This window comes from Sphingomonas sp. AP28, assembly GCF_056680455.1.
The window spans coordinates 3,345,307-3,367,702 of sequence record NZ_CM155283.1; the positions used below are offsets into that span (position 1 = coordinate 3,345,307).

The window sequence follows — 22,396 nt, forward strand, 5'->3', positions numbered from 1 at the left end:
GCTTCCGGGGTGTCTCGTCGATGGGGCATGGGAGAGGGCGGCACGCAGATGGGCCGACAAAATCTCATTCCCCGTCTAGGTGGGAGATTAAGCACCGGCAAACCCGCTGCACCCACTGTCTCGGACGGAGTTCGACGAGCAAGCCCGCCGAACGAAGCCGCGCCTTAGCGGAACTGGCGGGGGAGTCAATCGCGGAGAGGGTCAGGCGTCGAGGTATAGCCCGGTATCGGCGCCATCGAGCCGGCGTATGCGGGCCGCCGCCAGGATGTCGGGCGGCATCAGGCGGGCGTTGACGCCGATCCGGTCGATCGCCGGGTCGACCTTCGTCCAGTGCATCACGCAGCCGCATTCGCTGCAGCGGTGGAAGCGTAATGTCTTGGCACCCCAACTATAGACGTCGATCGGAACGGATGCCGCCACGCGTACTTCGCTGGCCCGGTAATAGGCCCAAAGGACTCCGTAGCTGCGACAGATCGAGCAGTTGCACTCGGCGACCCATTCCGGCGGTAGGTCGATGGCCAGCGTTACCGCGCCACAGTGACAGTAGGCTTCGATCATGCGTCATGACGTGGACCATAATGGCGCGCGATTCACGTAGTTCCACGACCCCCGTCATCCTGACGAAAGTCAGGATCCAGAGCCGAGAGGGGCGACGTTTGTAACCCTGAACCCTGACTTTCGTCAGGATAACGGAGTGGGGGTAGGGTGATCTTCGCCGAACGACCGGTATGGCCCGCACGCAAAAAGGGCCGGGATCGCTCCCGGCCCTTTTCTATCTCTCAGCGGCGGGACGGGAGTAATCCCGTCCTCGTCGGTCGCGGTTGCCCGCGCCGGCCGCGCTTTCGCCGTCTCGTGGCTAGCTTGCGCTAGCCACGTGCGGTTCAGGCCCCAGCAACCTCGGTCGTGTCGACCTTGATGCCTGCACCCATGGTCGACGAGATCGCGACCTTCTGGACGTACTTGCCCTTGGCGCCGCTCGGCTTGGCCTTGACCACTGCGTCGACCAGTGCGTCGAAGTTCGCGCGCAGGTCTTCCGCCGGGAACGACGCCTTGCCGATGCCCGAGTGGATGATGCCGGCCTTTTCGACGCGGTATTCGATCTGGCCGCCCTTCGCTGCCTGGACGGCGGCGGCGACGTTCATCGTCACCGTGCCGAGCTTCGGGTTCGGCATCAGGCCCTTGGGACCCAGAACCTTACCGAGGCGACCGACGATGCCCATCATGTCCGGGGTCGCGATGCAGCGATCGAAATCGATCGTGCCACCCTGGATGATTTCCATCAGGTCTTCGGCGCCGACAACGTCTGCGCCTGCTGCGAGGGCCTCTTCAGCCTTCGCGCCGCGGGCGAACACGCCGACGCGGACGGTCTTGCCGGTGCCCTTGGGCAGCGTCACCACGCCGCGGACCATCTGGTCTGCGTGACGCGGATCGACGCCCAGGTTCAGCGCGACTTCGATCGTCTCGTCGAACTTCGACGTGGCGCCCGACCGCGCGAGGCCGATGGCCTCGTCGATGCCGTGCAGCTTGACGAGGTCGACCGTGACGGCCTTCTGCTTCTTGCTCAGCTTAGCCATGATATCAGCCCTCCACCACTTCGAGGCCCATTGCGCGGGCGCTGCCTTCGATGATCTTCGTCGCAGCGTCGATATCGTTGGCGTTGAGGTCCTTCATCTTCGTCGTGGCGATCTCGCTCAGCTGCGAGCGCTTGATCGTGCCGGCGACGACCTTGCCCGGCTCCTTCGAACCCGACTTGAGACCGGCGGCCTCCTTGATCAGGTACGATGCTGGCGGGGTCTTGGTCTCGAACGAGAACGAGCGATCCGCATAGACCGTGATGACGGTCGGGATCGGCATGCCCTTCTTCAGTTCGCTCGTGCCGGCGTTGAACGCCTTGCAGAACTCCATGATGTTCACGCCGCGCTGACCCAGCGCAGGCCCGATCGGCGGCGCGGGCTTTGCCTCGCCTGCAGGGACCTGCAGCTTGATGTATCCGGTAATCTTTTTAGCCATGTCACTCTCTTTATGTGAGCCTAGCGGTATTGGCGGCCGTCTCGCGACAGCCTCCCGCAAATTCCATCAATGAAGGTGGAAGCCGGCGCGCATAGCCGAAAACGTGGGGAGCAGCAACCGGCGTTCGCATCGCCGCTGCGAGGCTCGCTACGTCCGGGCGATCCACCGTGCCTTATTCGAAGACGTCGACCGGCCAGGCAATCTGCTTGGCTGCCGCGTAACAGGCCGACCGCGTGGCATATCCGTCGGAATAGCTGATCAACCCGCCGGCTTCGTGAAACAACAACCAGGCCCATGCACCCGCGAGGAAGAGCGGTGGCGAAAGGTCGAGTCCCTCGACTTCGCGAAGCTCCAGCCGCATCGATGGCCGCTCACCCTCGACCGCGCTGGTGACGGCGGGTTCCGCCTCGTCGAGCGTCTGACCGATGAGACGGCCGAACCCGTTGTCAGGCACCATGACGGGGTACGATCGCTTCAATCGGCACGGGTTTCCCCCAGTAAAAGCCTTGCCCGCAATCGGCACCGAGCGATTTTGCCAGGACGAGATCGTCGGCGGTCTCGATGCCCTCGATGACGGTTCCGATCGACCGGCTCCGGCAATAATCGATGATTTCCCTCAGCAGCGACGGCGGGAACTCGCCCTTGCGGCACTTCTGGAAGATCTTCCGGTCGATCTTGACCTCCGACACCGGCAGGTCGGAGATCCGATCGAAGTTGGTGGCGCCCTTGCCGAAATCGTCGAGCGAGATGGGAATGCCCATCACGCCAAGCTCGCGCATGTTTTCCAGCAGGCGACCATCGAGCCCCGAATAGCTGATCTCGGTAAGTTCGATCCCCAGCATTCCGGGTAAGACATTATGGCGCCGCAGCAGGATCGGCAGCGCAGCGACGAAATCCGGATGCGCGAGCACTGCGGCGCTGCAATTCACCGCGATTGGCACCGGCCTGTCGTCCGCGGCCAGCGCCGCGAGCAGGCGCGCCGCGGCTTCGATCGCCAGCGATGTCGCCGCGATCTCCAGCGAGAGGATCGTCGAGGGTGCGAAGATATGCTCGGGATTGAGCGAAGGCCGGTTGCGCAACCGCGTCAGCGTTTCGTATCCCGCGATACCCTCGTCGCGCAGGCTGCGCTTCTCATGGAATTCGTGCGTGAGATTGGGCAGCAACCGGCCTTGCTGGATCAGCCACGACAGGAAGTGGCGGTCGCCGATGTCGCCGTCGTGCGGTTGTCGCGCAACATGGGGCAGGCGGTCGGCGATGTCCTGCGCGGTAAAGGGCGTATCGAGCCAGTCGACGTTGTCGATGCCGGACTGTTCCGCCAGAGCGATCGCATCCCCGAAATGCACGCTCGGTCGCAACAGCGTGAGCGTCCCGGAAAACTGTTCTTTGTCCAACAAGGCGATGAACGCGTGATCATTGCCGATCGAGGCATCGGGATTCATCACGATCAGGTCCGGTTGGAACGCCAGGCCGGCGTGTTCTTCGCTGGCCATGCCGATCCATGCGGTTTTGTGGCCCATCTCTTCGAGTTGACGACGAACCCCGTCGGTAGCCGCATTTTGGGTGTCGAGAAACAAGATACGATGTCCGGCCTCGATCAAAACCGGGTGCCGACGAGCGCCAGCCATGCCTGAACGTAAGTCATCGCTACGTTCGTGCAATGTATTAAGGGCCGTGTTCGTCAGGGGCATCAGTCATTTCCCGTGGGCGGATCGCTGAATACGGTTGCATGCGTGTCAAGCTGGTCGATGGGTACATAGAGTTTACCTGATGCGCCCGACGTCGTATTCGCAGGATGCATCGGCAACTACGCAACGTCTTGTACTCGGACTGTCGTACAAATGTTAGTGTAAAATAACTGATGATGGTTAATCAGATGTGAAAAGACGAGGTTTCGTTTTGGTAAATAGCCGAGGCGAGAGGCAACCTGATGATAATGAACAAATCTATGACAGTTGGCGGCCGAGTTCGCCGAGGCAGCGACCGAAATATATTTCAGGTACTGAATGATATTGCGGCGCAAGTGAAGAATTTCGAAGTCATCCCCGTCTTCACTGCCGCATATCTGTCGGGTTGGCGATCAATTGGCGCGCCCGGTAAGCAGGTCGACCTGTTTGGGACGCGCACGGCAAGAGCGCGCCGCGTGAACGCCCGAAACCGGTCGTTTTGAACCGAATAATTCTAAGCCGATCGACGGTTCCCCTCTAGTATCGGCAGGAATCGGATGGGGGCATCCGAGAACAGGGGTGGGTATGATCACTATGTCTCGCGCGATACTGGTCGCGCTGTTGCTCGCGGTTTCGGCAACCGTGCCTGCGTCTGCGCAGGAGAAGACCGGGCTCAAGCCTGGTTTCGTCCTGAGGCCCGGCACGGCGCGGATCGTGCTGATGCGACCGTCGATCCGGGTCGGCGCGCAGTCGACCGGCGGGATGTACGAGCCGAACGCCGACTGGACCGATCAGGCGAAGGAGAACATCGCCACCGCGCTCGCCAAGGCGCAGACCGGTCTCGGCAACAGCGTCGTCGGGTATTCCGAGCCGGTCGGCGCGAGTTCGGCCAGGGTCGCGGAATATCAGGAACTGTTCGGTGCGGTCGCGTCGTCGGTGATCGAGTATCAGTTCTTCAAGGGTAACCGCCTGCCGACCAAGAAGCGCAAGGACCAGTTCGAATGGGGCCTCGGACCCGACGTCGGCACGCTGCCCGGCCTCGAGCGCGCGGACTATGCGCTGTTCATCACCACGGAGGATCATTTCGGCTCGACCGGCCGCAAGATGCTGCAGGTCTTCGCGGCGATGGCGCGTGTCCCGATCACGGCCGGCGTCCACACCGGATATGCGGGACTCGTCGACTTGCGCACCGGTGAACTGGTCTGGCTCAACGCCGACAGGCAGATGGGCGGCGACGTCCGTGATGCCGAAGGCGCCGACAACCGGGTGCGCCAGTTGCTGGAGGGCTTCCCGGGCAAGCCGGTCGAAGCTCCGGCAGCCCTCGCTGCCGTTGCAGACGCTCCCGCTCCCGCCGCCGCTTCCGCCATCGCCTCGGCACACTGACATGCGGCGTTTCATGGTCGGGCTGCTGCTCGCGACCGCGACCGGCGCGTCCGCGCTTGCCGCCGACAAGCGCCCGCCGCTTCCAACCTACACGCAAGCCTACACGCCCACGACGGTTGACGAGCGCGGCATATGGATGGAGGCGGACGAGCGCGAGCGGCGGCAGCGCGACTCCCGGTCGCTGGTCGAGGATCCGGCGCTCAATGCCTATGTCCGGGGTGTCCTGTGCCGGACCGTCGGCGAGGACCGATGCCGATCGGTCCGGCTCTATATCGACGAGGTGCCGGCATTCAACGCGTACATGACGCCCAACGGTGCGATGGTCGTCTGGACCGGGCTGCTGCTCCGCGTCCGCAGCGAAGCCGAACTCGGCGCGATCCTCGGCCACGAGTTCGGCCATTTCGAACTCCGTCATTCGCTCAAGGACTTCAAGAGCCACCGCACCGGCACCGACCTGATGGCCTGGGCGTCGATCCTCGTCCGCAACAGCGCAGACTTCCAATACGCCGTGGTCGGCCAGCTATACGCCTTCAGCCGCGATCAGGAACGCGAGGCCGACATGACGGGCTTTCAGTATCTTGCTCGCTCGCAATATCCGTCTTCGGCCGCTGCCGACGTCTGGGAGCACGTCATGGGCGAGGCCGATGCGACCGCGATCGGTCGCAGGGGCAGGGCGCAACACAAATACGTCGCCGGCGTCTTCGCCACCCATCCGACCGATCTCGCGCGCGCCACCTACCTCCGCGCCGCGTCGATCGAGGCGCATGACGTCAAGCCGCCGGTCGTCGACACGCATCAGGCGGCGATGGCGAAGTGGCTGCCGGTCTTCCTCAACGACCAGATCAAGCTCAACGATTTCGGCGGTAGCGAGTACCTGCTCGCCAATCTGGCCGAGGGCACTGGCTGGACGACGCAGCTGCTATGCGCCCGTGGCGATCTCTATCGCGAGCGCGGCAATCCGCGCGATCTCGTGAGCGCAGCGCAATTCTACCAGGAGGCGATCGGCAAGGGCGACGCGCCGCCCGAGGCGTATCGCGGCCTCGGGCTGTCGCTGCTCCGCAGCCAGCAGGTTGCCGAAGGCCAGGCCGCGCTCGCGACCTATCTCCGCCTCAAGCCGGCCGCGACCGACGCCGCGCTTATCGCCACGCTGATCTCGTAAGGAGGATGACCATGTCCAAGAAACTCGCCTCGCTCGCCGCGGTCGCGACGCTGTCGCTCGCAGCCCCCGTCGCGGCCGGCAACAAGCTCATCCCCGCCGGCCAGCGCATCGCCGTCGCCAAGTCGGCGATGACCGTGCAGCCGGGGGCAGAGTGGAACAAGCTGTCCGAGCGCCCCGGTCGCAATGCCGAAACCTGGACGCAGGACGGCGACGAACTGAACGACCTGAGCTTCTATGGCGGCATCGAGTCCGGCAGGCCGCTGTTCCGCGAGGTCGACAAGAAGAACAGGCCCTTGCCGAAGGTCTCGGCGACGATGCTGATCACCGACATCCCGGTGCTGCTTGAGAACAGCTACCGTATTGCGCGCGACGCGTCGTCGATGGCGATCGACACGATCGCGCCGATCCAGTTCGCCGGCAACAAGGGTGTGCGCTTCACCTACACCTTCGCGAAGCAGAACGAGACGCTGCAACGGCGCGGTGAAGCACGTGGTGCGGTGATTGGCGGGAAGCTGTATCTGGTGACATACGAGGCGCCGAGCTTGTATTATTACGACCGTAGCGCGGCTGCTGCTCGGGTGGTGGCCGATAGCGTTCGGTTTTGAGGCTCGCGATTGGTTGGCAGTTATCCCGACCGGACATAGGCACGGTCTAGGGCGATCACTACGCCTGCCTTGTTCTCCCGCGAAGGCGGGAGCCCAGTCTGGATCCCCGCCTTCGCGGGGAAACAAGCCTTATGTGTCGACACGAACTAAACGGTAACGCGACGCGCGAGTAAATCCCGCGTCGTCGGCCGGGCCTTGGGCCCGCCAGCCGGGCTGGCGCCGTCTCGCGATTAGCCTTGGGCTAATCGCGTGCGGCTTGGCCTTACTTGCTTCTTTCGACCTGCTCGAATTCGAGTTCGACAGGCGTCGCACGCCCGAAGATCGATACCGAAACCTTGACGCGGCTGCGGTCGAAGTCGAGTTCTTCGACGAGACCGTTGAAGGTCGCGAACGGGCCATCGAGGACCTTGACCTGGTCGCCGATCTCGTAGTCGACCTTGACCTTCTGCTTGGGCGCAGCGGCGGCTTCTTCCTTGCTGTTGAGCATCCGCGTGGCTTCCGCCTCGCTGATCGCCTGCGGCTTGCCCATGCTGCCGAGGAAGCCCGTCACCTTCGGCGTGTTCTTCACCAGGTGATACACGTCGTCGTTCATGTTCAGCTTGGCGAGCACGTAGCCCGGCATGAACTTGCGCTCGACCGCGATCTTCTTGCCGCGACGGGCTTCGGTGGTGGTTTCGGTCGGGACTTCGATCTGCTCGACGAGCTGTTCGAGACCCATCCGGGTCGCCTCGGCCATGATCGAGTCGCGGACCTTGCCCTCGAAGCCCGAATAGGCGTGAATGATGTACCAGCGCGCCATGACGGAACCTTGCTTACTGAGCGAGTTTGAGGAGGGCGGAGACGATCGCTTGCAGGATCGAGTCGACGCCCAGGAAGAACAGCGCGAGGATCGTCGTCATGATCACCACCATCACGCCGGTCATGACCGTCTCGCGACGCGTCGGCCACGTGACCTTCGCGGTCTCGTTGCGGACCTGCTGGATGAATTCGAGGGGGGACGTCTTCGCCACGATGTTCTTCGAACCCGCTGATTGAGAAACTGAGATGCGAGACATAGACCCACTAGCCGCTCCCTGTGAAGGGCCGCGGCGGCAGGTCCGTCCTCGCTGTCGGAAGCGCGGCAGATAGCTTCCACCCGTGGTGAAAGCAAGGGCGCGGCAGGAGAGGGGCGGAGGCCGGACGGAAAGTGGCACGGTGGTGGCCGGAAGAAGTGGCGGGGGAGAGCGCTTGGGTCGCTCTTATCCCCCGCACGATCGTCTTGCCGGTGCCGGTTTGACCGGCGGCTCCGCTCCCACGGTTTCTATTTATCGTTCGGCTTGACGACGGCACCTGAGGTGTACGCCGAATGCGGGCGAAAAAAAAGGCCGGTACAAGACCGGCCGTGAAAGTTTTTAGGAGAGGATGCCTGAAAGGCCTGATTGTTTTGCATCGCAGCACGAATAATCGCAATTGCGCAAATTGCATTACTAATTGCGTTTTCTGCAATCGTTGCGGACGTGGCAAAGCACCGTCAGGAAACGGTGCAACAAAACGACGGGATCTAAAGGGGGTGGCAGGAGTGCTCGGATTCGAACCGAGGGCCTTCGGTTTTGGAGACCGACGCTCTAACCAACTGAGCTACACTCCTACACGGACGCGCCCCTTACCCAGCGTTTTCGGGAAGGGCAAGCGTCTCGCATGCAATTCGTGATCATCGGGATGATCCGTTGTACGCGGCCGTGTTTGCCGGTTAACCGTACGCCGTATCGTGGGATGTAGGAAAGCGTAATCGTATGAAGGCGGGATTGATGATGCTGGCGCTGCCGGTCGCGGCGTTGCTCATGGGGGCGGGGCCGGTGCCGCAGGTTCCGGACCTGGGGCCGCAGCTCGAACGCTTCACCTATCCGTGGCCTGTCCAGACGATGGAAGTCGATATCGTCGGCAGTCCTGCGCAGATGGCGTTCATGGACATCGCGCCGCAGCGACCCAATGGCCGCACGGTCGTCCTGCTCCATGGCAAGAACTTCTGCGGCGCGACCTGGGGCAGCACCGCGCGGGCGCTGAGCGAGGTCGGCTACCGGGTGATCGTCCCCGACCAGATCGGCTTCTGCAAATCGTCCAAGCCTCGCGCGGCACAGTATAGCTTCGAGATGCTGGCGACGTTCACCAATCGGCTGCTCGAGTCGCGTGGCATCACGCGGGCGACGTTCGTCGGGCACTCGATGGGCGGCATGCTCGCGATGCGGTACGCCATTCTCTACCCGGCGTCGGTCGAGAAGCTGGTGCTCGTCAATCCGCTCGGCCTGAAGGATCGCGGCGAGGAGGGCGTGCCCTATACCGACGTCGACACGCTCTGGGCGAACGAGAAGAAGACGAGCTACGCGTCGATCAAGGCGTATCAGCTCGAGAACTATTATCACGGCGTGTGGAAACCGTCCTATGATCGCTGGGTCTGGATGCAGGCGGGCATGTACCAGGGGGCAGGGCGCGACACCGTGGCGCTCGCGCAGGCCAAGACGAGCGAAATGATCAAGACGCAGCCGGTCGCGCATGAGCTGTACCGGGTCACGCCGTCGACGACTTTGATCGTCGGGACGCTGGACAAGACTGCGTTCGGTCGCGCGCAGGCGCCGGCGAACTTGCGCAAGTTCCTCGAGCCGGTGCCGATGGTCGCGCCGCGCGCGGTGAGGCAGATGCCGAATGCGAACCTGGTTATGCTCGAGGGGCTGGGTCACTCGCCGCAGGTCGAGGATCCTGCGCGATTCGAGAAGACGCTGCTGGCGGTGCTCGGGACGCGTTCGCGGTAGCCGGAACCTCTTGATCCTCCCCCGCCAGGGGGAGGTGGCTGGCGCTTGCCAGACGGAGGGGGAGGAAAGCGAAACGGGCGTTGCGAGCTCCTCCCCCTCCGTCACCTTCGGTGCCACCTCCCCCTGGCGGGTGAGGATTAGTAAGGACCGTCGACGGTGTCATGTGGGCGTTCGTCTCTTCCCGAACTCAAGAGCCTACCCTCACTCAAAGCGATTTCAACCCGTTGACCGCAACCGACTCCTGACCTATAGGCGCGGCCTGTTCTTCGGGAGTGTTTCCCGCCGGGCATGCTTGAACATTGCTGGATGCATTCCAGGACCTGAGGGGCGCTCCCGCGTTCCTATGGTCCTTTTTGTATTCTCAGGCGCCTCATGGCTCCAGCAAAGTAACCACTTGAAAGGTGAAGGCTTCAATGCCGACGATCAACCAGCTGGTCCGCAAGGGCCGCGATCCGCAGAAGGCCAAGTCGAAGGTCCCTGCGATGGAAGCAAATCCGCAGAAGCGTGGCGTTTGCACGCGCGTCTACACGACGACCCCGAAGAAGCCGAACTCGGCTCTGCGCAAGGTGGCCAAGGTTCGCCTGACCAACCAGCGCGAGGTCATCAGCTACATCCCGGGCGAGGGCCACAATCTTCAGGAGCATTCGGTTGTCCTGATCCGTGGCGGTCGTGTCCGCGATCTTCCCGGTGTTCGCTACCACGTCCTGCGCGGCGTGCTCGATACACAGGGTGTGAAGGACCGGCGTCAGTCGCGTTCCAAGTACGGCGCCAAGCGTCCGAAGTGATCATGCCGGGGGCATGATCATCCCGGAAAGATCGCTCTAGGCGATCTTATCCGGGATCCACGCCTCGGAAGTTACGAAGCTTAGTAAGCCCCGGACGTGTTCCGGAACCGGCTGAAGTCTACAAGGAAATTGAAATGGCACGTCGTCGTCGTCCCGAAAAGCGGGTCATCCTGCCTGATCCCAAGTTCGGGGATGAGGTTCTGTCGAAGTTCATGAACAGCGTCATGCTGGACGGCAAGAAGTCCGTCGCAGAGCTGATCGTGTACGGTGCATTCGAAACCGTCGAGCAGCGCGCCAAGCGTGACCCGATCGGTGTTTTCCACGATGCGCTGAACAACGTGAAGCCGGGCATCGAAGTCCGTTCGCGCCGCGTCGGTGGTGCAACGTACCAGGTGCCGGTCGAGGTTCGTCCCGAGCGTGCACAGGCGCTTGCGATTCGCTGGCTGATCGGTGCGGCGCGTTCGCGCAGCGAGAACACGATGGCCGCGCGGCTGTCGGGTGAGCTGATGGATGCCGCCAACAACCGTGGCAACGCAGTCAAGAAGCGTGAAGATACGCACCGGATGGCGGAAGCCAACCGTGCATTCTCGCACTACCGCTGGTAACAGCGGGCTTCCTGCCGCTGGTAACAGCGGGCTTTGAAGCCTAGCATTGCTATCCGTGTGACGGGCGGTCTTCCGCCTGTCACACAAACACCTATATATTGGGGAGCCGGCACGTTCGGCTCCCCATATCCTTAAGGAAGCACGATCATGGCCCGCAGCCATCCGCTCGACCGTTACCGCAACATCGGCATCATGGCGCACATCGACGCCGGTAAGACGACGACGACCGAGCGCATCCTCTATTACACCGGCAAGTCCTACAAGATCGGCGAAGTGCACGAAGGCACGGCGACGATGGATTGGATGGAGCAGGAGCAGGAGCGCGGGATCACGATCACGTCGGCTGCGACCACCTGCAAGTGGCGCGCCGAAGAAGGTAAGGGCGAAGAGCACCTTATCAACATCATCGATACGCCCGGCCACGTCGACTTCACGATCGAGGTCGAGCGTTCGCTTCGTGTGCTCGATGGCGCGGTCGCGTGCTTCGACGGCGTTGCCGGCGTCGAGCCGCAGTCCGAGACCGTGTGGCGTCAGGCCGACAAGTACGGCGTGCCGCGCATGTGCTTCGTCAACAAGCTCGACCGCACCGGCGCCGATTTCTACTTCTGCGTGAACTCGATCATCGATCGTCTCGGTGCGCGTCCGGCCGTGCTGTATCTTCCGATCGGCATGGAAGGCGGCTTCAAGGGCCTCGTTGATCTCGTCGAGAACCGCGCGATCATCTGGCTCGAAGAGAGCCTGGGTGCGAAGTTCGAATATGCCGAGATCCCTGAGGATCTGGTCGAGAAGGCCGCGAAGTATCGCAGCGAGCTGATCGAGATGGCTGTCGAGCAGGACGATGCCCTCATGGAGGCGTATCTCGAAGGCAACGAGCCGAGCGTCGCCGACCTCAAGAAGCTGATCCGCAAGGGTACGCTGAGCATGGCGTTCGTCCCCGTCGTTTGCGGTTCGGCGTTCAAGAACAAGGGCGTTCAGCCTTTGCTCGACGCTGTCGTCGACTATCTGCCTTCGCCGCTCGACGTTCCCGCGATCCAGGGTCTGAAGCTCGACGGCGTGACGCCGGACGAGCGTCCGTCCTCGGACGACGTTCCGTTCTCGGCACTGGCGTTCAAGATCATGAACGATCCGTTCGTCGGCACGCTGACCTTCGCCCGCATCTACTCGGGCAAGCTGGAGACCGCATCGCAGGTCACCAACTCGGTCAAGGACAAGAAGGAAAAGGTCGGCCGTATGCTGCTTATGCATGCGAACAGCCGTGAGGACATCCAGGAGGCTTTCGCTGGCGACATCGTCGCGCTCGCGGGTCTCAAGGATACCACGACCGGTGACACGCTCTGCGCGATGAACGCACCGATCATCCTCGAGCGGATGGAATTCCCCGAGCCCGTGATCGAGCTGTCGGTGGAGCCGAAGACCAAGGCCGACCAGGAGAAGATGGGCGTCGCTCTCAATCGTCTCGCACGCGAGGATCCTTCGTTCCGCGTGTCGTCGGACCCCGAGTCGGGCCAGACCATCATCAAGGGCATGGGCGAGCTCCATCTCGAGATCCTGGTCGATCGCATGAAGCGTGAGTTCAAGGTCGAGGCGAACGTCGGCGCTCCTCAGGTCGCATACCGCGAGTATCTGAAGAAGCCGGTCGACGTCGATTACACGCACAAGAAGCAGTCGGGTGGTACCGGCCAGTTCGGTCGCGTGAAGGTCAAGGTCACGCCGGGCGAGCGCGGTTCGGGCATCACGTTCAAGGACGAGATCAAGGGCGGCAACATTCCGAAGGAATACCTGCCTGCGATCGAGAAGGGCTTCCGCGAAACCGCTGCGTCGGGTTCGCTGGTCGGCTTCCCGATCATCGATTTCGAGATCGTGCTGTATGACGGCGCGTATCACGACGTCGACTCGTCGGCACTGGCGTTCGAAATCTGTGCCCGTGGCGCGATGCGCGAAGTCGCACAGAAGTCGGGCATCACGCTGCTCGAGCCGGTCATGAAGGTCGAGGTCGTCACCCCGGAGGATTACCTGGGCGACGTCATAGGCGACATGAACAGCCGTCGTGGCCAGATCCAGGGCACCGACAGCCGCGGCAACGCGCAGACGGTCGAGGCGATGGTCCCGCTGGCCAACATGTTCGGCTACGTGAACTCGCTCCGTTCGTTCACGCAGGGTCGCGCGCAGTACTCGATGCAGTTCTCGCACTATGACGAAGTGCCGCAGAACGTTGCTGACGAGGTGAAGGCCAAGCTGGCCTAAGCCAGAGGCGCGCCGAGCCAGGGAAGCCTGGCTTGGAGACGCCGAAAGGCGGGCCGGCTTCGGTCAGCGACCGAAGTTCGACGACGCGGAATTCACTTCCGCGTCGGCCTCTCCCCAAGCAGGGGCTGGCGCAACGCTTTAACAGCCGCTATTGGGCCGCGTTCGCGCGGTTCCCGGGGTGGCACCGGAATACGAATCAGAAGGTAGGAAACAATGGCCAAGGCAAAATTTGAGCGGAACAAGCCGCATCTCAACATCGGCACCATCGGTCACGTCGATCATGGCAAGACGTCGCTTACCGCTGCGATCACGAAGGTTCTGGCAGAGACGACCGGCGGTACCGCCGTCGACTTCGCCAACATCGACAAGGCTCCCGAGGAGCGCGAGCGCGGCATCACGATCTCGACCGCACACGTCGAGTACGAGACGGCCAACCGTCACTATGCGCACGTCGATTGCCCGGGCCACGCCGATTATGTGAAGAACATGATCACCGGCGCAGCCCAGATGGACGGCGCGATCCTCGTCGTTTCGGCGACCGATGGCCCGATGCCACAGACCCGTGAGCACATCCTGCTCGCACGCCAGGTCGGCGTGCCTGCCATGGTCGTGTTCATGAACAAGGTCGATCTGGTTGACGACGAGGAAATCCTCGAGCTGGTCGAGATGGAAATCCGCGAGCTGCTCAGCTCGTACGACTTCCCGGGCGACGACATCCCCGTCATCAAGGGTTCGGCTACCTGCGCACTGTCGGGTTCGAACCAGAAGCTGGGTGCCGACGCCGTCACCGAGCTGATGCAGGCTGTCGACGAGTACATCCCGCAGCCGGAGCGTCCGCTCGACAAGCCGTTCATGATGCCGATCGAGGACGTGTTCTCGATCTCGGGTCGTGGTACGGTCGTCACCGGCCGCGTCGAGACCGGCATCGTCAAGGTTGGCGAGGAAGTCGAGATCGTCGGCATTCACCCGACCGTCCGCAAGACCACGGTCACGGGCGTCGAGATGTTCCGCAAGCTGCTCGACCAGGGCCAGGCTGGCGATAACGTCGGCGCGCTGATCCGTGGCGTTGCACGCGACGAAGTCGAGCGTGGCCAGGTGCTCTGCAAGCCAGGCACGATCAAGCCGCACACCGACTTCAACTCGGAAGTGTACGTGCTGTCGAAGGAAGAGGGTGGCCGTCACACGCCGTTCTTCGCCAACTACCGCCCGCAGTTCTACTTCCGTACGACGGACGTGACCGGCACCGTCGAGCTGCCTGAGGGCACCGAGATGGTCATGCCAGGCGACAACGTGTCGCTCGGCATCAAGCTGATCGCACCGATCGCCATGGACGTGGGCCAGCGCTTCACGATCCGCGAAGGCGGCCGTACCGTCGGTGCAGGCGTCGTCAGCCAGATCGACAAGTAAGCATCCTCTCCTTCGGGAGTAGATCGAAAAGAGCCCGGCTTCCTGCGAGAGAGGCCGGGCTTTTTTGTGTTTGGGTGTGCTGGGTATGGCCGAGTGGATTGGGCAGTTTAAGCCGTGGGAAATCCAAGGCGCGCACGCCGATAAAGCGACCAAGTCACTTAAGCGTGTCGTTGTTGCGATTGGGTAGCGCGAACCGCTAGGTACTGACTGGTGGCATCTGCCCTCGCCCAATTGCAAACACCCGCGTGTAGGTGCAGGCTGTTTTAATGAGGAGCCTAACTCTCAAAGTGCTAGCTGCTCTACGGATCCCAATGGGCGTGGGGTTGACTGAGGCTCGCCCGCTAGAAGCGCATTTTGCCGACGCTACTTTGCCACAAACCAAGCAAGCGCTCACGTTGTCCGGACCAATAGCGACCTTATCGAAGGTGCTGAAGCAACTTACATCTCAGCCGCATTCGTGGAGCGCGGCCCCGGTCGAAAAGTCGGGCAATGTAGCTAGCGTACGTTTGAGTTGGCCAGGTCAGTTCAGCTACAAGGATTTAGGCGGTATCCTCTACCTGGTACAACTGAACGGCTTGACCATTTCTGATACCGAACTGCTTTTGCAGAATTCTTGACGGCAATCGGCTGTGTAATGTCGGTATTCGTGGTGGAGTCAGGAAGAGTAGTAACGAACTCGCAAATCCTCCCCCGCTAGGGGGAGGTGGCGTCGGAGGCGTCGGAGGGGGAGGGGGCGATTAGCCCTCGAAGGTGGTTCGGCGTTGGAGTGCGATGGACGTGATCTGGCGGACGACGTCGTCGAGGTTGGCTAGCATTTCGCGGGCTGGGTAGCGGAGGACGCGGACGTTTTGGGCGATCAGCCAAGCGTCGCGGGTTGCGTCTCGTTCGGGGCGGTTGCCGTGGTTGTGGGCTTCGCCGTCGACTTCGATCGCGAGTCGGGCTGGGGCGCAGTAGAAGTCTAGGACGTAAGGGCCTGCGGCGTGTTGTCTGCGGAAGCGTAGGCCTTCTTCGTTTCGTCTTAGCGCCCGCCAGAGGGCTATCTCCGGTGGGCTCATCTGTTTTCGCAGGCGCTTGGCGTTGCTGTGGTCGTGTAGAGATCCTTCGAGCCGCCTCGCTTGCCTCCCCTCCGTCACGCTTCGCGTGCCACCTCCCCCTGGCGGGGGAGGATTGATAGGTAGCATGGCGGGCGGACGAACCGAGCCGGAAAACCCGCAACCCCCGGTTGCATTTCAACTGACTCTCCCGTAATGGCCCGCCTTCGGTTTAAACATCAACCAGCAAGAGCCCGGAAACGGGCCCGCTCTTTCGCATCGGTAGGGACTATGGACAGCAATATCCGCATTCGTCTGAAGGCGTTCGATCACCGTGTGCTCGATCAGGCCACTGGCGACATCGCCGACACCGCACGCCGCACCGGCGCGCTCATCCGCGGTCCGATTCCCCTTCCGACGCGCATCGAAAAATTCACCGTGAACCGCGGCCCGCACATCGACAAGAAGTCGCGCGAGCAGTTCGAGGTGCGCACGTACAAGCGTATGCTGGATATCGTCCAGCCGACGCCGCAGACGGTCGATGCGCTGATGAAGCTGGACCTCGCCGCTGGCGTTGACGTCGAGATCAAGCTCGCCTAAGGGCTGGCGCGGCGCGGTCGACCAGCAATGGTCCCGCGCCGTTCTACATTGGGATACCGCCGTCGGTGTAAACCGGCGGGGCAGCGTCCCCCGTTACGTTTTTGCACTTGCAGAAACACCAGCCCGGGACGGGGGCACGTTTCGTATTTACCGGGTTGAACCGACTCCATTCAGGGCTTTTGCCGGGGATGGGGTCAGGTGGACGCATCATGGAGCTCGCTCCGGACATGGTCCGCAAGCCCCCGAGGAATAGTCCGACGGGGCCTCTGTCTAGGAAGGGACAAGATCATGCGTACTGGCGTGATCGCGAAGAAGATGGGGATGACCCGCCTGTTCCAGGAAGATGGTCGGCACGTGCCGGTCACCGTTCTGGCACTCGAAGGCAATCAGGTCGTTTCCGTTCGCGAAATGGATCGTGACGGCTACACTGCCGTCCAGCTTGGTGCAGGTGTCGCCAAGTCGAAGAATGTCGCAAAGCCGCAGCGCGGCCATTTCGGCAAGGCCGAAGTGGAGCCCAAGGCTGTCGTCCATGAGTTCCGTGTGAACGCAGACGGCCTGCTCGACGTCGGCGCCGAGATCTCGGCCGACCATTACGTCGCAGGTCAGATCGTCGATATCCAGGGCAAGACCCAGGGTAAGGGCTTCCAGGGCGGCATGAAGCGTTGGGGCTTCGGCGGTCTGCGGGCGACCCACGGCGTTTCGGTCTCGCACCGTTCGCTCGGTTCGACCGGTCAGCGCCAGGATCCGGGCAAGGTCTTCAAGAACAAGAAGATGGCCGGCCACATGGGCGACAAGTATCGCACCCAGCAGAACCTCGAGATCGTATCGACGGACGTCGAGCGTGGTCTCCTGTTCGTCAAGGGTTCGGTTCCTGGCTCCAAGGGCGGCTGGCTCTTCGTTAAGGACTCGGTGAAGGTCGCGCGCCATGCCGACGCACCGTTCCCCGCCGGTCTCAAGACCGCAAACAGCAACACCGCAGCAGACACGCCGGCCGAAACGACCGACGCACCTGCAGCCGACGGCCAGGAGGGCTGAGCGTGAAGATCAAGGTTTCATCTTTCGCCGGCACTGACGCAGCGGACATCGAGCTCAACGACGAGGTCTTCGGCCTCGATCCGCGCGCCGACATCCTGCACCGTGTCGTCACGTGGCAGCTCGAGAAGCGTCGCGAGACGGCTCGTGGCACCCGTGAGCGCGCAGACGTCGCTCGCACCGGCAAGAAGTTCGGTCGCCAGAAGGGCGGCGGTACGGCTCGTCACGGCGATCGTCGCGCACCTGTGTTCATCGGTGGTGGTAAGGCTCACGGCGCACGCGTCCGTGACTTCAACCCGTCGCTGAACAAGAAGGTTCGCTCGCTCGGTCTGCGGATGGCTCTCAGCAGCCACGCCAAGGCGGGTTCGCTAGTCATCATGGACAGCCTGGCTGTCGAGGGTGGCAAGACCAAGACGCTGCAGGGCGATCTCGCAAAGCTCGGCTTCGGCAAGCGTGCGCTCGTCATCGACGGCGACATGGTCGACACCAGCTTCGCATTCGCTGCGGGCAACCTGTACGAAGTGAACGTGATGCCGGCTGCCGGCGCGAACGTTTACGACATCCTGAAGCATGACACGCTGGTGCTGACGCGCGCCGCTGTCGAAAAGCTGGAGGCGCGCTTCCATGGCTAAGAAGCAGAAGGCGGGCATCGATAATCGTCATTACGACGTTATCCTCGCCCCGCACATCACCGAGAAGACGACGACCCTGTCGGAGTTCAACGCGGTTGTGTTCAAGGTATCGAACGATGCCACGAAGCCCGAGATCAAGGCGGCCGTTGAGGCGCTGTTCGACGTGAACGTCGTCGGCGTGAACACGCTCGTCCAGAAGGGCAAGACCAAGAAGTGGAAGGGCACGAACTACTCGCGCTCCGACATGAAAAAGGCAATCGTGACGTTGAAGGACGGTCAGTCCATCGACGTGACGACGGGGATCTGAGGCCATGGCACTCAAGCATTATAATCCGACATCGCCGGCACGCCGCGGTCTCATCCTGGTCGACAAGTCGTCGCTCTGGAAGGGCCGCCCCGTCAAGGCGCTGACCGAAGGTAAGCACAAGACCGGCGGTCGTAACAACAAGGGCCATGTGACCTCGCGCGGCATCGCCGGCGGTCACAAGCAGAAGTACCGCTACATCGACTTCAAGCGTCGCAAGTGGGACGTCGAAGGCACCGTCGAGCGGATCGAGTATGATCCCAACCGCACCGCGTTCATCGCCCTGGTCAAGTACCCGGACGAGGAGCTCGCCTACATCCTGGCGCCACAGCGTCTGGCCGTCGGCGACAAGGTCCTCGCGGCCAAGAAGACCGACGTGAAGCCAGGCAATGCCATGGAACTCGGTCAGATGCCGGTCGGCACCATCGTCCACAACGTGGAGATGAAGCCGATGAAGGGTGGCCAGATCGCCCGATCGGCCGGCACGTACGTGCAGGTCGTCGGTCGCGACAAGGGCATGGTGATGGTCCGCCTGAACTCGGGCGAGCAGCGCTACATCCGTAGCGATTGCATGGCGACGGTTGGCGCGGTCTCGAACCCCGACAACCAGAACCAGAACCTGGGCAAGGCAGGCCGTTCGCGCTGGATGGGTATCCGTCCTCTGACGCGCGGCGTCGCCAAGAACCCGGTCGACCATCCGCATGGCGGTGGTGAAGGCCGTACCTCGGGTGGCCGTCATCCGGTTACGCCTTGGGGCAAGCCGACCAAGGGTGCGCGCACGCGTCATAACAAGTCGACCGACAAGATGATCATCCGGTCGCGTCATTCGACGAAGAGGAAGGGCTAACATGGCTCGTTCAGTCTGGAAGGGCCCCTTCGTGGACCTTCATCTGCTCAAGAAGGCAGAAACCGCCCAGGACACCAACGCGCGTTCGCCGATCAAGACCTGGTCGCGTCGCTCGACGATCCTGCCGTCGTTCGTGGGTCTCACGTTCAACGTCTATAACGGCCGCAAGTTCGTGCCCGTCTCGGTCAACGAAGACATGGTCGGCATGAAGCTCGGTGAGTTCGCGCCCACGCGCTACTTCCCCGGCCACTCCGCCGACAAGAAGGGCAAGCGCTGATGTCTAAGCAAGTCAGCCCGCGCAAGGTCGCGGACAACGAGGCGCTTTCGGTCGGTACGCAGATCCGTGGTTCCGCGCAGAAGCTCGGCCTCGTGGCTGCGCTGATCCGTGGCAAGAAGGTCGGCGATGCGATGAACATCCTTGCCTTCTCGACCAAGGGCATGGCGATCGAAGCGCGCAAGGTGCTGGCCTCGGCCATCGCCAACGCCGAGAACAACCATAACCTCGACGTCGACGCACTCGTCGTCGCCGAGGCTTCGGTCGGCAAGTCGATCACGATGAAGCGCTTCGCTACCCGCGGCCGCGGCAAGTCGACCCGCATTCTCAAGCCATTCAGCCGTCTGCGCATCGTCGTGCGCGAGCAGGAAGAAGCATAATGGGTCAGAAGAGCAACCCCATCGGTCTGCGTCTGCAGATCAACCGTACCTGGGATAGCCGCTGGTACGCCGAAGGCGCCGACTATGGTCGGCTCCTGCTCGAGGATCTCAAGATCCGCGCATTCATCATGAAGACGCTGCCGCAGGCCGCGATCTCCAAGGTGGTCATCGAGCGTCCGGCCAAGCTGGCCCGCATCTCCATCTTCGCTGCACGCCCCGGCGTGATCATCGGCAAGAAGGGTGCGGACATCGAGAAGCTGCGTTCGACGATCGGCAAGATGACGTCGTCGACCGTGTCGCTGAACATCGTCGAGATCCGCAAGCCGGAAGTCGATGCGCGTCTCGTCGCGCAGGGCATCGCCGATCAGCTCGAGCGTCGTATCGCCTTCCGTCGCGCCATGAAGCGTGCGGTCCAGTCGGCGATGCGTCTCGGTGCCGAGGGCATTCGGGTGAACTGCGGTGGCCGTCTTGGCGGCGCCGAGATCGCACGGTCGGAGAGCTATCGTGAGGGTCGGGTTCCGTTGCACACGCTGCGCGCGAACATCGATTATGCCGAGGCTACGGCGCACACGTCTTATGGCGTATGCGGCGTGAAGGTCTGGGTCTTCAAGGGCGAGATTCTCGGCAACGATCCGACGTCGTACGACCGCATCATGATGGAGGCTCAGACCTCCGGCGTGCGGCCGCAGCGCGACGATCGTCGCTAAGGGGCAGGAACAGACATGCTGCAACCAAAAAAGACCAAGTTCCGGAAGGCCTTCAAGGGCAAGATTTCGGGCGACGCCAAGAGTGGCTTCTCGCTCAATTTCGGCTCCTACGGCCTGAAGGCGATGGAACCCGACCGGATCACCGCACGCCAGATCGAGGCGGCTCGCCGCGCGATCACGCGTCACATGAAGCGCCAGGGGCGTTTGTGGATCCGCATCTTCCCAGACCTTCCGGTCTCGGGAAAGCCAGCCGAAGTCCGCATGGGTAAGGGCAAGGGCGCGCCGGAATACTGGGCCGCTCGCGTCAAGCCGGGTCGGATCCTGTTCGAGCTCGACGGCGTCGACGGCAAGATCGCCGCCGAGGCGTTCGAGCGGGCGGCCATGAAGCTGCCGATCAAGGTAAAGGTCGTTGCCCGCCTGGGTGACACCTCGCATCTGGGAGGCGAGTAAGATCATGGCTCGTATCGACGACATGAAGACCAAGAGCGACGACCAGCTGTCGGAGTCGCTCGGCGAACTGAAGCGCGAGCAGTTCAACCTGCGCTTCCAGGCCGCCACGAACCAGCTCGAAAAGCCGAGCCGCGTTCGTGAGGTCCGCCGCGACATCGCTCGCATCAAGACCCTGCAGGCTCAGCGCACCAGCGCTGAAGCCGCGAAGTAAGGAACGTATCATGCCGAAGCGCGTGCTGACCGGTCTGGTCGTGTCCGACAAGGGCGACAAGACGGTGGTCGTGAACGTCGAGCGTAAGGTGAAGCACCCGCTCTACGGGAAGATCATCCGTCGCTCGAAGAAGTATCATGCTCATGACGAGAGCAACGAGTTCAAGCAGGGGGAGACCGTGCGGATCGAAGAGACCGCACCGATCTCCAAGCTGAAGACCTGGAAGGTAATCGAGCGGGTCAACACCCACGCGACGCCGGAACGGGCTTCGGCCGAGGGCTGAACTGGTACGCTCCAAACCCCGTCATCCGAGCGAAAGCTTGGATCTCGTGGTGAGGGGCGATCGGCTCGAACAGGGATACCCCAGCTTTCGCTGGGATGACGGGTTTGAGTTAAGAGGGCAGGGGGGAAACCTCCTGCGCTCTTGTTTTCGTAAACTGGAACGGCTAAGCGGCCGCTCCTCCCCGCTGCGGTTCGTCCGTGGCGGGGTGATTTTTTAGGCGGGGTTCGGTCGGTATCGACCCCAGAGACAGAGAAGGGATACGGATCCATGATCCAGATGCAGTCCAATCTCGACGTCGCTGACAACAGCGGCGCGAAGCGGGTGCAGTGCATCAAGGTGCTTGGGGGTTCCAAGCGTCGTGTTGCAGGTGTTGGCGACATCATCGTCGTCAGCATCAAGGAAGCGCAGCCACGTGGCCGTGTGAAGAAGGGCGACGTTCACCGCGCGGTGATCGTGCGTACCGCCAAGGATATCCGCCGTGCAGACGGTACGGTCATCCGCTTCGACGGCAACGCCGCGGTGCTGGTCAACAAGAACGAGGAGCCGATCGGCACCCGTATCTTCGGCCCAGTCGTTCGCGAGCTGCGCGGCAAGAAGCACATGAAGATCATCAGCCTTGCGCCGGAGGTGCTGTAATGGCGTCGCAGCGTATCAAGAAGGGTGACAAGGTCATCGTCCTGTCCGGCAGGGACAAGGGCAAGACCGGTGAAGTCACCGTCTCCATGCCGAAGACCGACAAGGTCGTCGTATCGGGCGTCAACATCGCCGTGCGCCACACCAAGCCGACTCAGGGTGACCCGCAGGGTGGCCTGATCCGCAAGGAAGCACCGATGCACGTTTCGAAGGTCGCGCACGTGACCGCCGACGGCAAGCCGACCCGCGTCCGCTTCGAGGAGCAGGACGGCAAGAAGGTCCGCGTCGCCGTCAAGACCGGGGAGAAGATCAATGGTTGATCAGAACACGGGCGAGCAGGCCGGCACCGAGGCCGTCTACGTCG

The 22,396-nt window shown here is 62.5% G+C and carries 30 protein-coding genes and 1 tRNA gene; 22 read left to right on the plus strand and 9 right to left on the minus strand.

Annotated features, from left to right (window positions below; all coding sequences use genetic code 11):
- Positions 1 to 201: 201 nt before the first annotated feature.
- The 5 genes from AC1MH0_RS15295 to AC1MH0_RS15315 all read right to left on the minus strand — a co-directional run bounded on the left by AC1MH0_RS15295 (position 202) and on the right by AC1MH0_RS15315 (position 3,698).
- A complete protein-coding gene (locus tag AC1MH0_RS15295) occupies positions 202 to 558 on the minus strand; it encodes a GFA family protein (RefSeq protein WP_480963482.1) in 357 nt (118 codons plus the stop codon).
- Between the two features lie 323 nt (positions 559 to 881).
- The gene (gene rplA / locus AC1MH0_RS15300) at positions 882 to 1,574 is read right to left on the minus strand and encodes a 50S ribosomal protein L1 (RefSeq protein WP_480963483.1); all 693 of its coding nucleotides are present in this window, start codon (positions 1,572 to 1,574) and stop codon (positions 882 to 884) included.
- A gap of 4 nt (positions 1,575 to 1,578) precedes the next feature.
- The gene (gene rplK / locus AC1MH0_RS15305; protein ID WP_056047586.1) at positions 1,579 to 2,010 is read right to left on the minus strand and encodes a 50S ribosomal protein L11; all 432 of its coding nucleotides are present in this window, start codon (positions 2,008 to 2,010) and stop codon (positions 1,579 to 1,581) included.
- Between the two features lie 172 nt (positions 2,011 to 2,182).
- Positions 2,183 to 2,467, minus strand: coding sequence for a hypothetical protein (locus AC1MH0_RS15310; protein ID WP_480963484.1), 285 nt, complete (start codon positions 2,465 to 2,467; stop codon positions 2,183 to 2,185).
- A complete protein-coding gene (locus tag AC1MH0_RS15315; RefSeq protein ID WP_480963485.1) occupies positions 2,457 to 3,698 on the minus strand; it encodes an EAL domain-containing protein in 1,242 nt (413 codons plus the stop codon). Before AC1MH0_RS15315 ends, AC1MH0_RS15310 begins: the two co-directional genes overlap by 11 nt.
- 570 nt (positions 3,699 to 4,268) lie before the next feature.
- Between AC1MH0_RS15315 and AC1MH0_RS15320 the strand changes: the two genes are divergently transcribed.
- The 3 genes from AC1MH0_RS15320 to AC1MH0_RS15330 are packed head-to-tail and all read left to right on the plus strand — an operon-like array spanning position 4,269 to position 6,821.
- Positions 4,269 to 5,057 (plus strand): hypothetical protein, encoded by a 789-nt coding sequence (locus AC1MH0_RS15320; protein ID WP_480965762.1) that lies wholly within the window; start codon positions 4,269 to 4,271, stop codon positions 5,055 to 5,057.
- A gap of 1 nt (position 5,058) precedes the next feature.
- Positions 5,059 to 6,216: a M48 family metallopeptidase gene (locus tag AC1MH0_RS15325; protein ID WP_480963486.1), complete on the plus strand. Its 1,158-nt coding sequence runs from the start codon at positions 5,059 to 5,061 to the stop codon at positions 6,214 to 6,216.
- A gap of 11 nt (positions 6,217 to 6,227) precedes the next feature.
- Complete coding sequence (locus AC1MH0_RS15330) at positions 6,228 to 6,821, plus strand: hypothetical protein (RefSeq protein WP_480963487.1); 594 nt, start codon at positions 6,228 to 6,230, stop codon at positions 6,819 to 6,821.
- Positions 6,822 to 7,083: 262 nt separating this feature from the next.
- On the opposite strand, the gene nusG is transcribed toward AC1MH0_RS15330, so the two are convergent.
- The 3 genes from nusG to AC1MH0_RS15345 form a co-directional block, all read right to left on the minus strand.
- Positions 7,084 to 7,620: a transcription termination/antitermination protein NusG gene (nusG, locus tag AC1MH0_RS15335; protein WP_055872668.1), complete on the minus strand. Its 537-nt coding sequence runs from the start codon at positions 7,618 to 7,620 to the stop codon at positions 7,084 to 7,086.
- Positions 7,621 to 7,633: 13 nt separating this feature from the next.
- Positions 7,634 to 7,831, minus strand: a complete 198-nt coding sequence (gene secE, locus AC1MH0_RS15340) for a preprotein translocase subunit SecE (RefSeq protein WP_056047594.1) — start codon at positions 7,829 to 7,831, stop codon at positions 7,634 to 7,636.
- A gap of 540 nt (positions 7,832 to 8,371) precedes the next feature.
- Positions 8,372 to 8,448, minus strand: a tRNA-Trp gene (locus AC1MH0_RS15345).
- Between the two features lie 145 nt (positions 8,449 to 8,593).
- Here AC1MH0_RS15345 and AC1MH0_RS15350 point away from each other — a divergent pair.
- From AC1MH0_RS15350 to AC1MH0_RS15375, 6 genes are all read left to right on the plus strand, one after another.
- Complete coding sequence (locus tag AC1MH0_RS15350; RefSeq protein ID WP_480963488.1) at positions 8,594 to 9,607, plus strand: alpha/beta fold hydrolase; 1,014 nt, start codon at positions 8,594 to 8,596, stop codon at positions 9,605 to 9,607.
- Positions 9,608 to 10,020: 413 nt separating this feature from the next.
- A complete protein-coding gene (gene rpsL / locus AC1MH0_RS15355) occupies positions 10,021 to 10,392 on the plus strand; it encodes a 30S ribosomal protein S12 (protein WP_010164594.1) in 372 nt (123 codons plus the stop codon).
- Between the two features lie 134 nt (positions 10,393 to 10,526).
- A complete protein-coding gene (rpsG, locus tag AC1MH0_RS15360) occupies positions 10,527 to 10,997 on the plus strand; it encodes a 30S ribosomal protein S7 (RefSeq protein WP_055872660.1) in 471 nt (156 codons plus the stop codon).
- A 147-nt stretch (positions 10,998 to 11,144) separates the two neighbouring features.
- Positions 11,145 to 13,241, plus strand: a complete 2,097-nt coding sequence (gene fusA / locus AC1MH0_RS15365; protein WP_056047600.1) for an elongation factor G — start codon at positions 11,145 to 11,147, stop codon at positions 13,239 to 13,241.
- Positions 13,242 to 13,454: 213 nt separating this feature from the next.
- Positions 13,455 to 14,648 carry an elongation factor Tu gene (gene tuf, locus AC1MH0_RS15370; RefSeq protein ID WP_132741515.1) on the plus strand — a complete coding sequence of 398 codons (1,194 nt, stop codon included), beginning with the start codon at positions 13,455 to 13,457 and terminating at the stop codon, positions 14,646 to 14,648.
- Between the two features lie 266 nt (positions 14,649 to 14,914).
- Complete coding sequence (locus tag AC1MH0_RS15375; RefSeq protein WP_480963489.1) at positions 14,915 to 15,265, plus strand: hypothetical protein; 351 nt, start codon at positions 14,915 to 14,917, stop codon at positions 15,263 to 15,265.
- 120 nt (positions 15,266 to 15,385) lie between these two features.
- On the opposite strand, the gene AC1MH0_RS15380 is transcribed toward AC1MH0_RS15375, so the two are convergent.
- On the minus strand, positions 15,386 to 15,829 hold the full coding sequence (locus tag AC1MH0_RS15380) for an endonuclease domain-containing protein (protein ID WP_480963490.1): 444 nt from the start codon (positions 15,827 to 15,829) through the stop codon (positions 15,386 to 15,388).
- Positions 15,830 to 15,970: 141 nt separating this feature from the next.
- Here AC1MH0_RS15380 and rpsJ point away from each other — a divergent pair, with 141 nt between their 5' ends.
- The 13 genes from rpsJ to rplX all read left to right on the plus strand — a co-directional run bounded on the left by rpsJ (position 15,971) and on the right by rplX (position 22,352).
- Positions 15,971 to 16,279: a 30S ribosomal protein S10 gene (gene rpsJ / locus AC1MH0_RS15385; RefSeq protein WP_007406109.1), complete on the plus strand. Its 309-nt coding sequence runs from the start codon at positions 15,971 to 15,973 to the stop codon at positions 16,277 to 16,279.
- A 288-nt stretch (positions 16,280 to 16,567) separates the two neighbouring features.
- Positions 16,568 to 17,314, plus strand: coding sequence for a 50S ribosomal protein L3 (gene rplC / locus AC1MH0_RS15390; RefSeq protein WP_056060507.1), 747 nt, complete (start codon positions 16,568 to 16,570; stop codon positions 17,312 to 17,314).
- A gap of 2 nt (positions 17,315 to 17,316) precedes the next feature.
- Positions 17,317 to 17,943 (plus strand): 50S ribosomal protein L4, encoded by a 627-nt coding sequence (gene rplD / locus AC1MH0_RS15395; RefSeq protein ID WP_056047616.1) that lies wholly within the window; start codon positions 17,317 to 17,319, stop codon positions 17,941 to 17,943.
- Positions 17,936 to 18,250 (plus strand): 50S ribosomal protein L23, encoded by a 315-nt coding sequence (locus tag AC1MH0_RS15400; protein WP_056047618.1) that lies wholly within the window; start codon positions 17,936 to 17,938, stop codon positions 18,248 to 18,250. The genes rplD and AC1MH0_RS15400 overlap by 8 nt, the downstream gene beginning before the upstream one ends.
- Positions 18,251 to 18,254: 4 nt before the next feature.
- Positions 18,255 to 19,094, plus strand: a complete 840-nt coding sequence (gene rplB, locus AC1MH0_RS15405; RefSeq protein WP_055872649.1) for a 50S ribosomal protein L2 — start codon at positions 18,255 to 18,257, stop codon at positions 19,092 to 19,094.
- 1 nt (position 19,095) lies between these two features.
- A complete protein-coding gene (gene rpsS / locus AC1MH0_RS15410) occupies positions 19,096 to 19,371 on the plus strand; it encodes a 30S ribosomal protein S19 (RefSeq protein WP_031393761.1) in 276 nt (91 codons plus the stop codon).
- Positions 19,371 to 19,748, plus strand: coding sequence for a 50S ribosomal protein L22 (rplV, locus tag AC1MH0_RS15415; protein ID WP_056047621.1), 378 nt, complete (start codon positions 19,371 to 19,373; stop codon positions 19,746 to 19,748). Before rpsS ends, rplV begins: the two co-directional genes overlap by 1 nt.
- Positions 19,748 to 20,455, plus strand: coding sequence for a 30S ribosomal protein S3 (gene rpsC / locus AC1MH0_RS15420; RefSeq protein ID WP_055872646.1), 708 nt, complete (start codon positions 19,748 to 19,750; stop codon positions 20,453 to 20,455). Before rplV ends, rpsC begins: the two co-directional genes overlap by 1 nt.
- A 15-nt stretch (positions 20,456 to 20,470) precedes the next feature.
- Positions 20,471 to 20,905 (plus strand): 50S ribosomal protein L16, encoded by a 435-nt coding sequence (rplP, locus tag AC1MH0_RS15425; RefSeq protein WP_031393758.1) that lies wholly within the window; start codon positions 20,471 to 20,473, stop codon positions 20,903 to 20,905.
- Positions 20,906 to 20,909: 4 nt separating this feature from the next.
- Positions 20,910 to 21,116 (plus strand): 50S ribosomal protein L29, encoded by a 207-nt coding sequence (gene rpmC / locus AC1MH0_RS15430; protein WP_055872644.1) that lies wholly within the window; start codon positions 20,910 to 20,912, stop codon positions 21,114 to 21,116.
- Between the two features lie 10 nt (positions 21,117 to 21,126).
- Entirely contained in the window at positions 21,127 to 21,399 is a 273-nt protein-coding gene (gene rpsQ, locus AC1MH0_RS15435) for a 30S ribosomal protein S17 (protein ID WP_031393756.1), read from the plus strand.
- Between the two features lie 267 nt (positions 21,400 to 21,666).
- Positions 21,667 to 22,035, plus strand: a complete 369-nt coding sequence (rplN, locus tag AC1MH0_RS15440; RefSeq protein WP_031393755.1) for a 50S ribosomal protein L14 — start codon at positions 21,667 to 21,669, stop codon at positions 22,033 to 22,035.
- Positions 22,035 to 22,352 carry a 50S ribosomal protein L24 gene (rplX, locus tag AC1MH0_RS15445; RefSeq protein WP_480963491.1) on the plus strand — a complete coding sequence of 106 codons (318 nt, stop codon included), beginning with the start codon at positions 22,035 to 22,037 and terminating at the stop codon, positions 22,350 to 22,352. Before rplN ends, rplX begins: the two co-directional genes overlap by 1 nt.
- Positions 22,353 to 22,396 lie beyond the last annotated feature (44 nt).

Coding starts and splice junctions, on each gene's coding strand:
- AC1MH0_RS15320 (WP_480965762.1), top strand. CDS start 4,269: ATGTCTCGCGCGATACTGGTCGCGCTGTTGCTCGCGGTTTCGGCAACC.
- rplN (WP_031393755.1), top strand. CDS start 21,667: ATGATCCAGATGCAGTCCAATCTCGACGTCGCTGACAACAGCGGCGCG.
- tuf (WP_132741515.1), top strand. CDS start 13,455: ATGGCCAAGGCAAAATTTGAGCGGAACAAGCCGCATCTCAACATCGGC.
- AC1MH0_RS15315 (WP_480963485.1), bottom strand. CDS start 3,698: ATGCCCCTGACGAACACGGCCCTTAATACATTGCACGAACGTAGCGAT.
- rplV (WP_056047621.1), top strand. CDS start 19,371: ATGTCTAAGCAAGTCAGCCCGCGCAAGGTCGCGGACAACGAGGCGCTT.
- rpsJ (WP_007406109.1), top strand. CDS start 15,971: ATGGACAGCAATATCCGCATTCGTCTGAAGGCGTTCGATCACCGTGTG.
- rpmC (WP_055872644.1), top strand. CDS start 20,910: ATGGCTCGTATCGACGACATGAAGACCAAGAGCGACGACCAGCTGTCG.
- nusG (WP_055872668.1), bottom strand. CDS start 7,620: ATGGCGCGCTGGTACATCATTCACGCCTATTCGGGCTTCGAGGGCAAG.
- fusA (WP_056047600.1), top strand. CDS start 11,145: ATGGCCCGCAGCCATCCGCTCGACCGTTACCGCAACATCGGCATCATG.
- rpsC (WP_055872646.1), top strand. CDS start 19,748: ATGGGTCAGAAGAGCAACCCCATCGGTCTGCGTCTGCAGATCAACCGT.
- AC1MH0_RS15350 (WP_480963488.1), top strand. CDS start 8,594: ATGAAGGCGGGATTGATGATGCTGGCGCTGCCGGTCGCGGCGTTGCTC.
- AC1MH0_RS15325 (WP_480963486.1), top strand. CDS start 5,059: ATGCGGCGTTTCATGGTCGGGCTGCTGCTCGCGACCGCGACCGGCGCG.
- AC1MH0_RS15380 (WP_480963490.1), bottom strand. CDS start 15,829: ATGCTACCTATCAATCCTCCCCCGCCAGGGGGAGGTGGCACGCGAAGC.
- AC1MH0_RS15310 (WP_480963484.1), bottom strand. CDS start 2,467: ATGGTGCCTGACAACGGGTTCGGCCGTCTCATCGGTCAGACGCTCGAC.
- rpsG (WP_055872660.1), top strand. CDS start 10,527: ATGGCACGTCGTCGTCGTCCCGAAAAGCGGGTCATCCTGCCTGATCCC.
- AC1MH0_RS15330 (WP_480963487.1), top strand. CDS start 6,228: ATGTCCAAGAAACTCGCCTCGCTCGCCGCGGTCGCGACGCTGTCGCTC.
- rpsS (WP_031393761.1), top strand. CDS start 19,096: ATGGCTCGTTCAGTCTGGAAGGGCCCCTTCGTGGACCTTCATCTGCTC.
- AC1MH0_RS15375 (WP_480963489.1), top strand. CDS start 14,915: ATGAGGAGCCTAACTCTCAAAGTGCTAGCTGCTCTACGGATCCCAATG.
- rpsQ (WP_031393756.1), top strand. CDS start 21,127: ATGCCGAAGCGCGTGCTGACCGGTCTGGTCGTGTCCGACAAGGGCGAC.
- rplK (WP_056047586.1), bottom strand. CDS start 2,010: ATGGCTAAAAAGATTACCGGATACATCAAGCTGCAGGTCCCTGCAGGC.
- AC1MH0_RS15400 (WP_056047618.1), top strand. CDS start 17,936: ATGGCTAAGAAGCAGAAGGCGGGCATCGATAATCGTCATTACGACGTT.
- rplC (WP_056060507.1), top strand. CDS start 16,568: ATGCGTACTGGCGTGATCGCGAAGAAGATGGGGATGACCCGCCTGTTC.
- rplX (WP_480963491.1), top strand. CDS start 22,035: ATGGCGTCGCAGCGTATCAAGAAGGGTGACAAGGTCATCGTCCTGTCC.
- rplA (WP_480963483.1), bottom strand. CDS start 1,574: ATGGCTAAGCTGAGCAAGAAGCAGAAGGCCGTCACGGTCGACCTCGTC.
- AC1MH0_RS15295 (WP_480963482.1), bottom strand. CDS start 558: ATGATCGAAGCCTACTGTCACTGTGGCGCGGTAACGCTGGCCATCGAC.
- rpsL (WP_010164594.1), top strand. CDS start 10,021: ATGCCGACGATCAACCAGCTGGTCCGCAAGGGCCGCGATCCGCAGAAG.
- rplP (WP_031393758.1), top strand. CDS start 20,471: ATGCTGCAACCAAAAAAGACCAAGTTCCGGAAGGCCTTCAAGGGCAAG.
- rplB (WP_055872649.1), top strand. CDS start 18,255: ATGGCACTCAAGCATTATAATCCGACATCGCCGGCACGCCGCGGTCTC.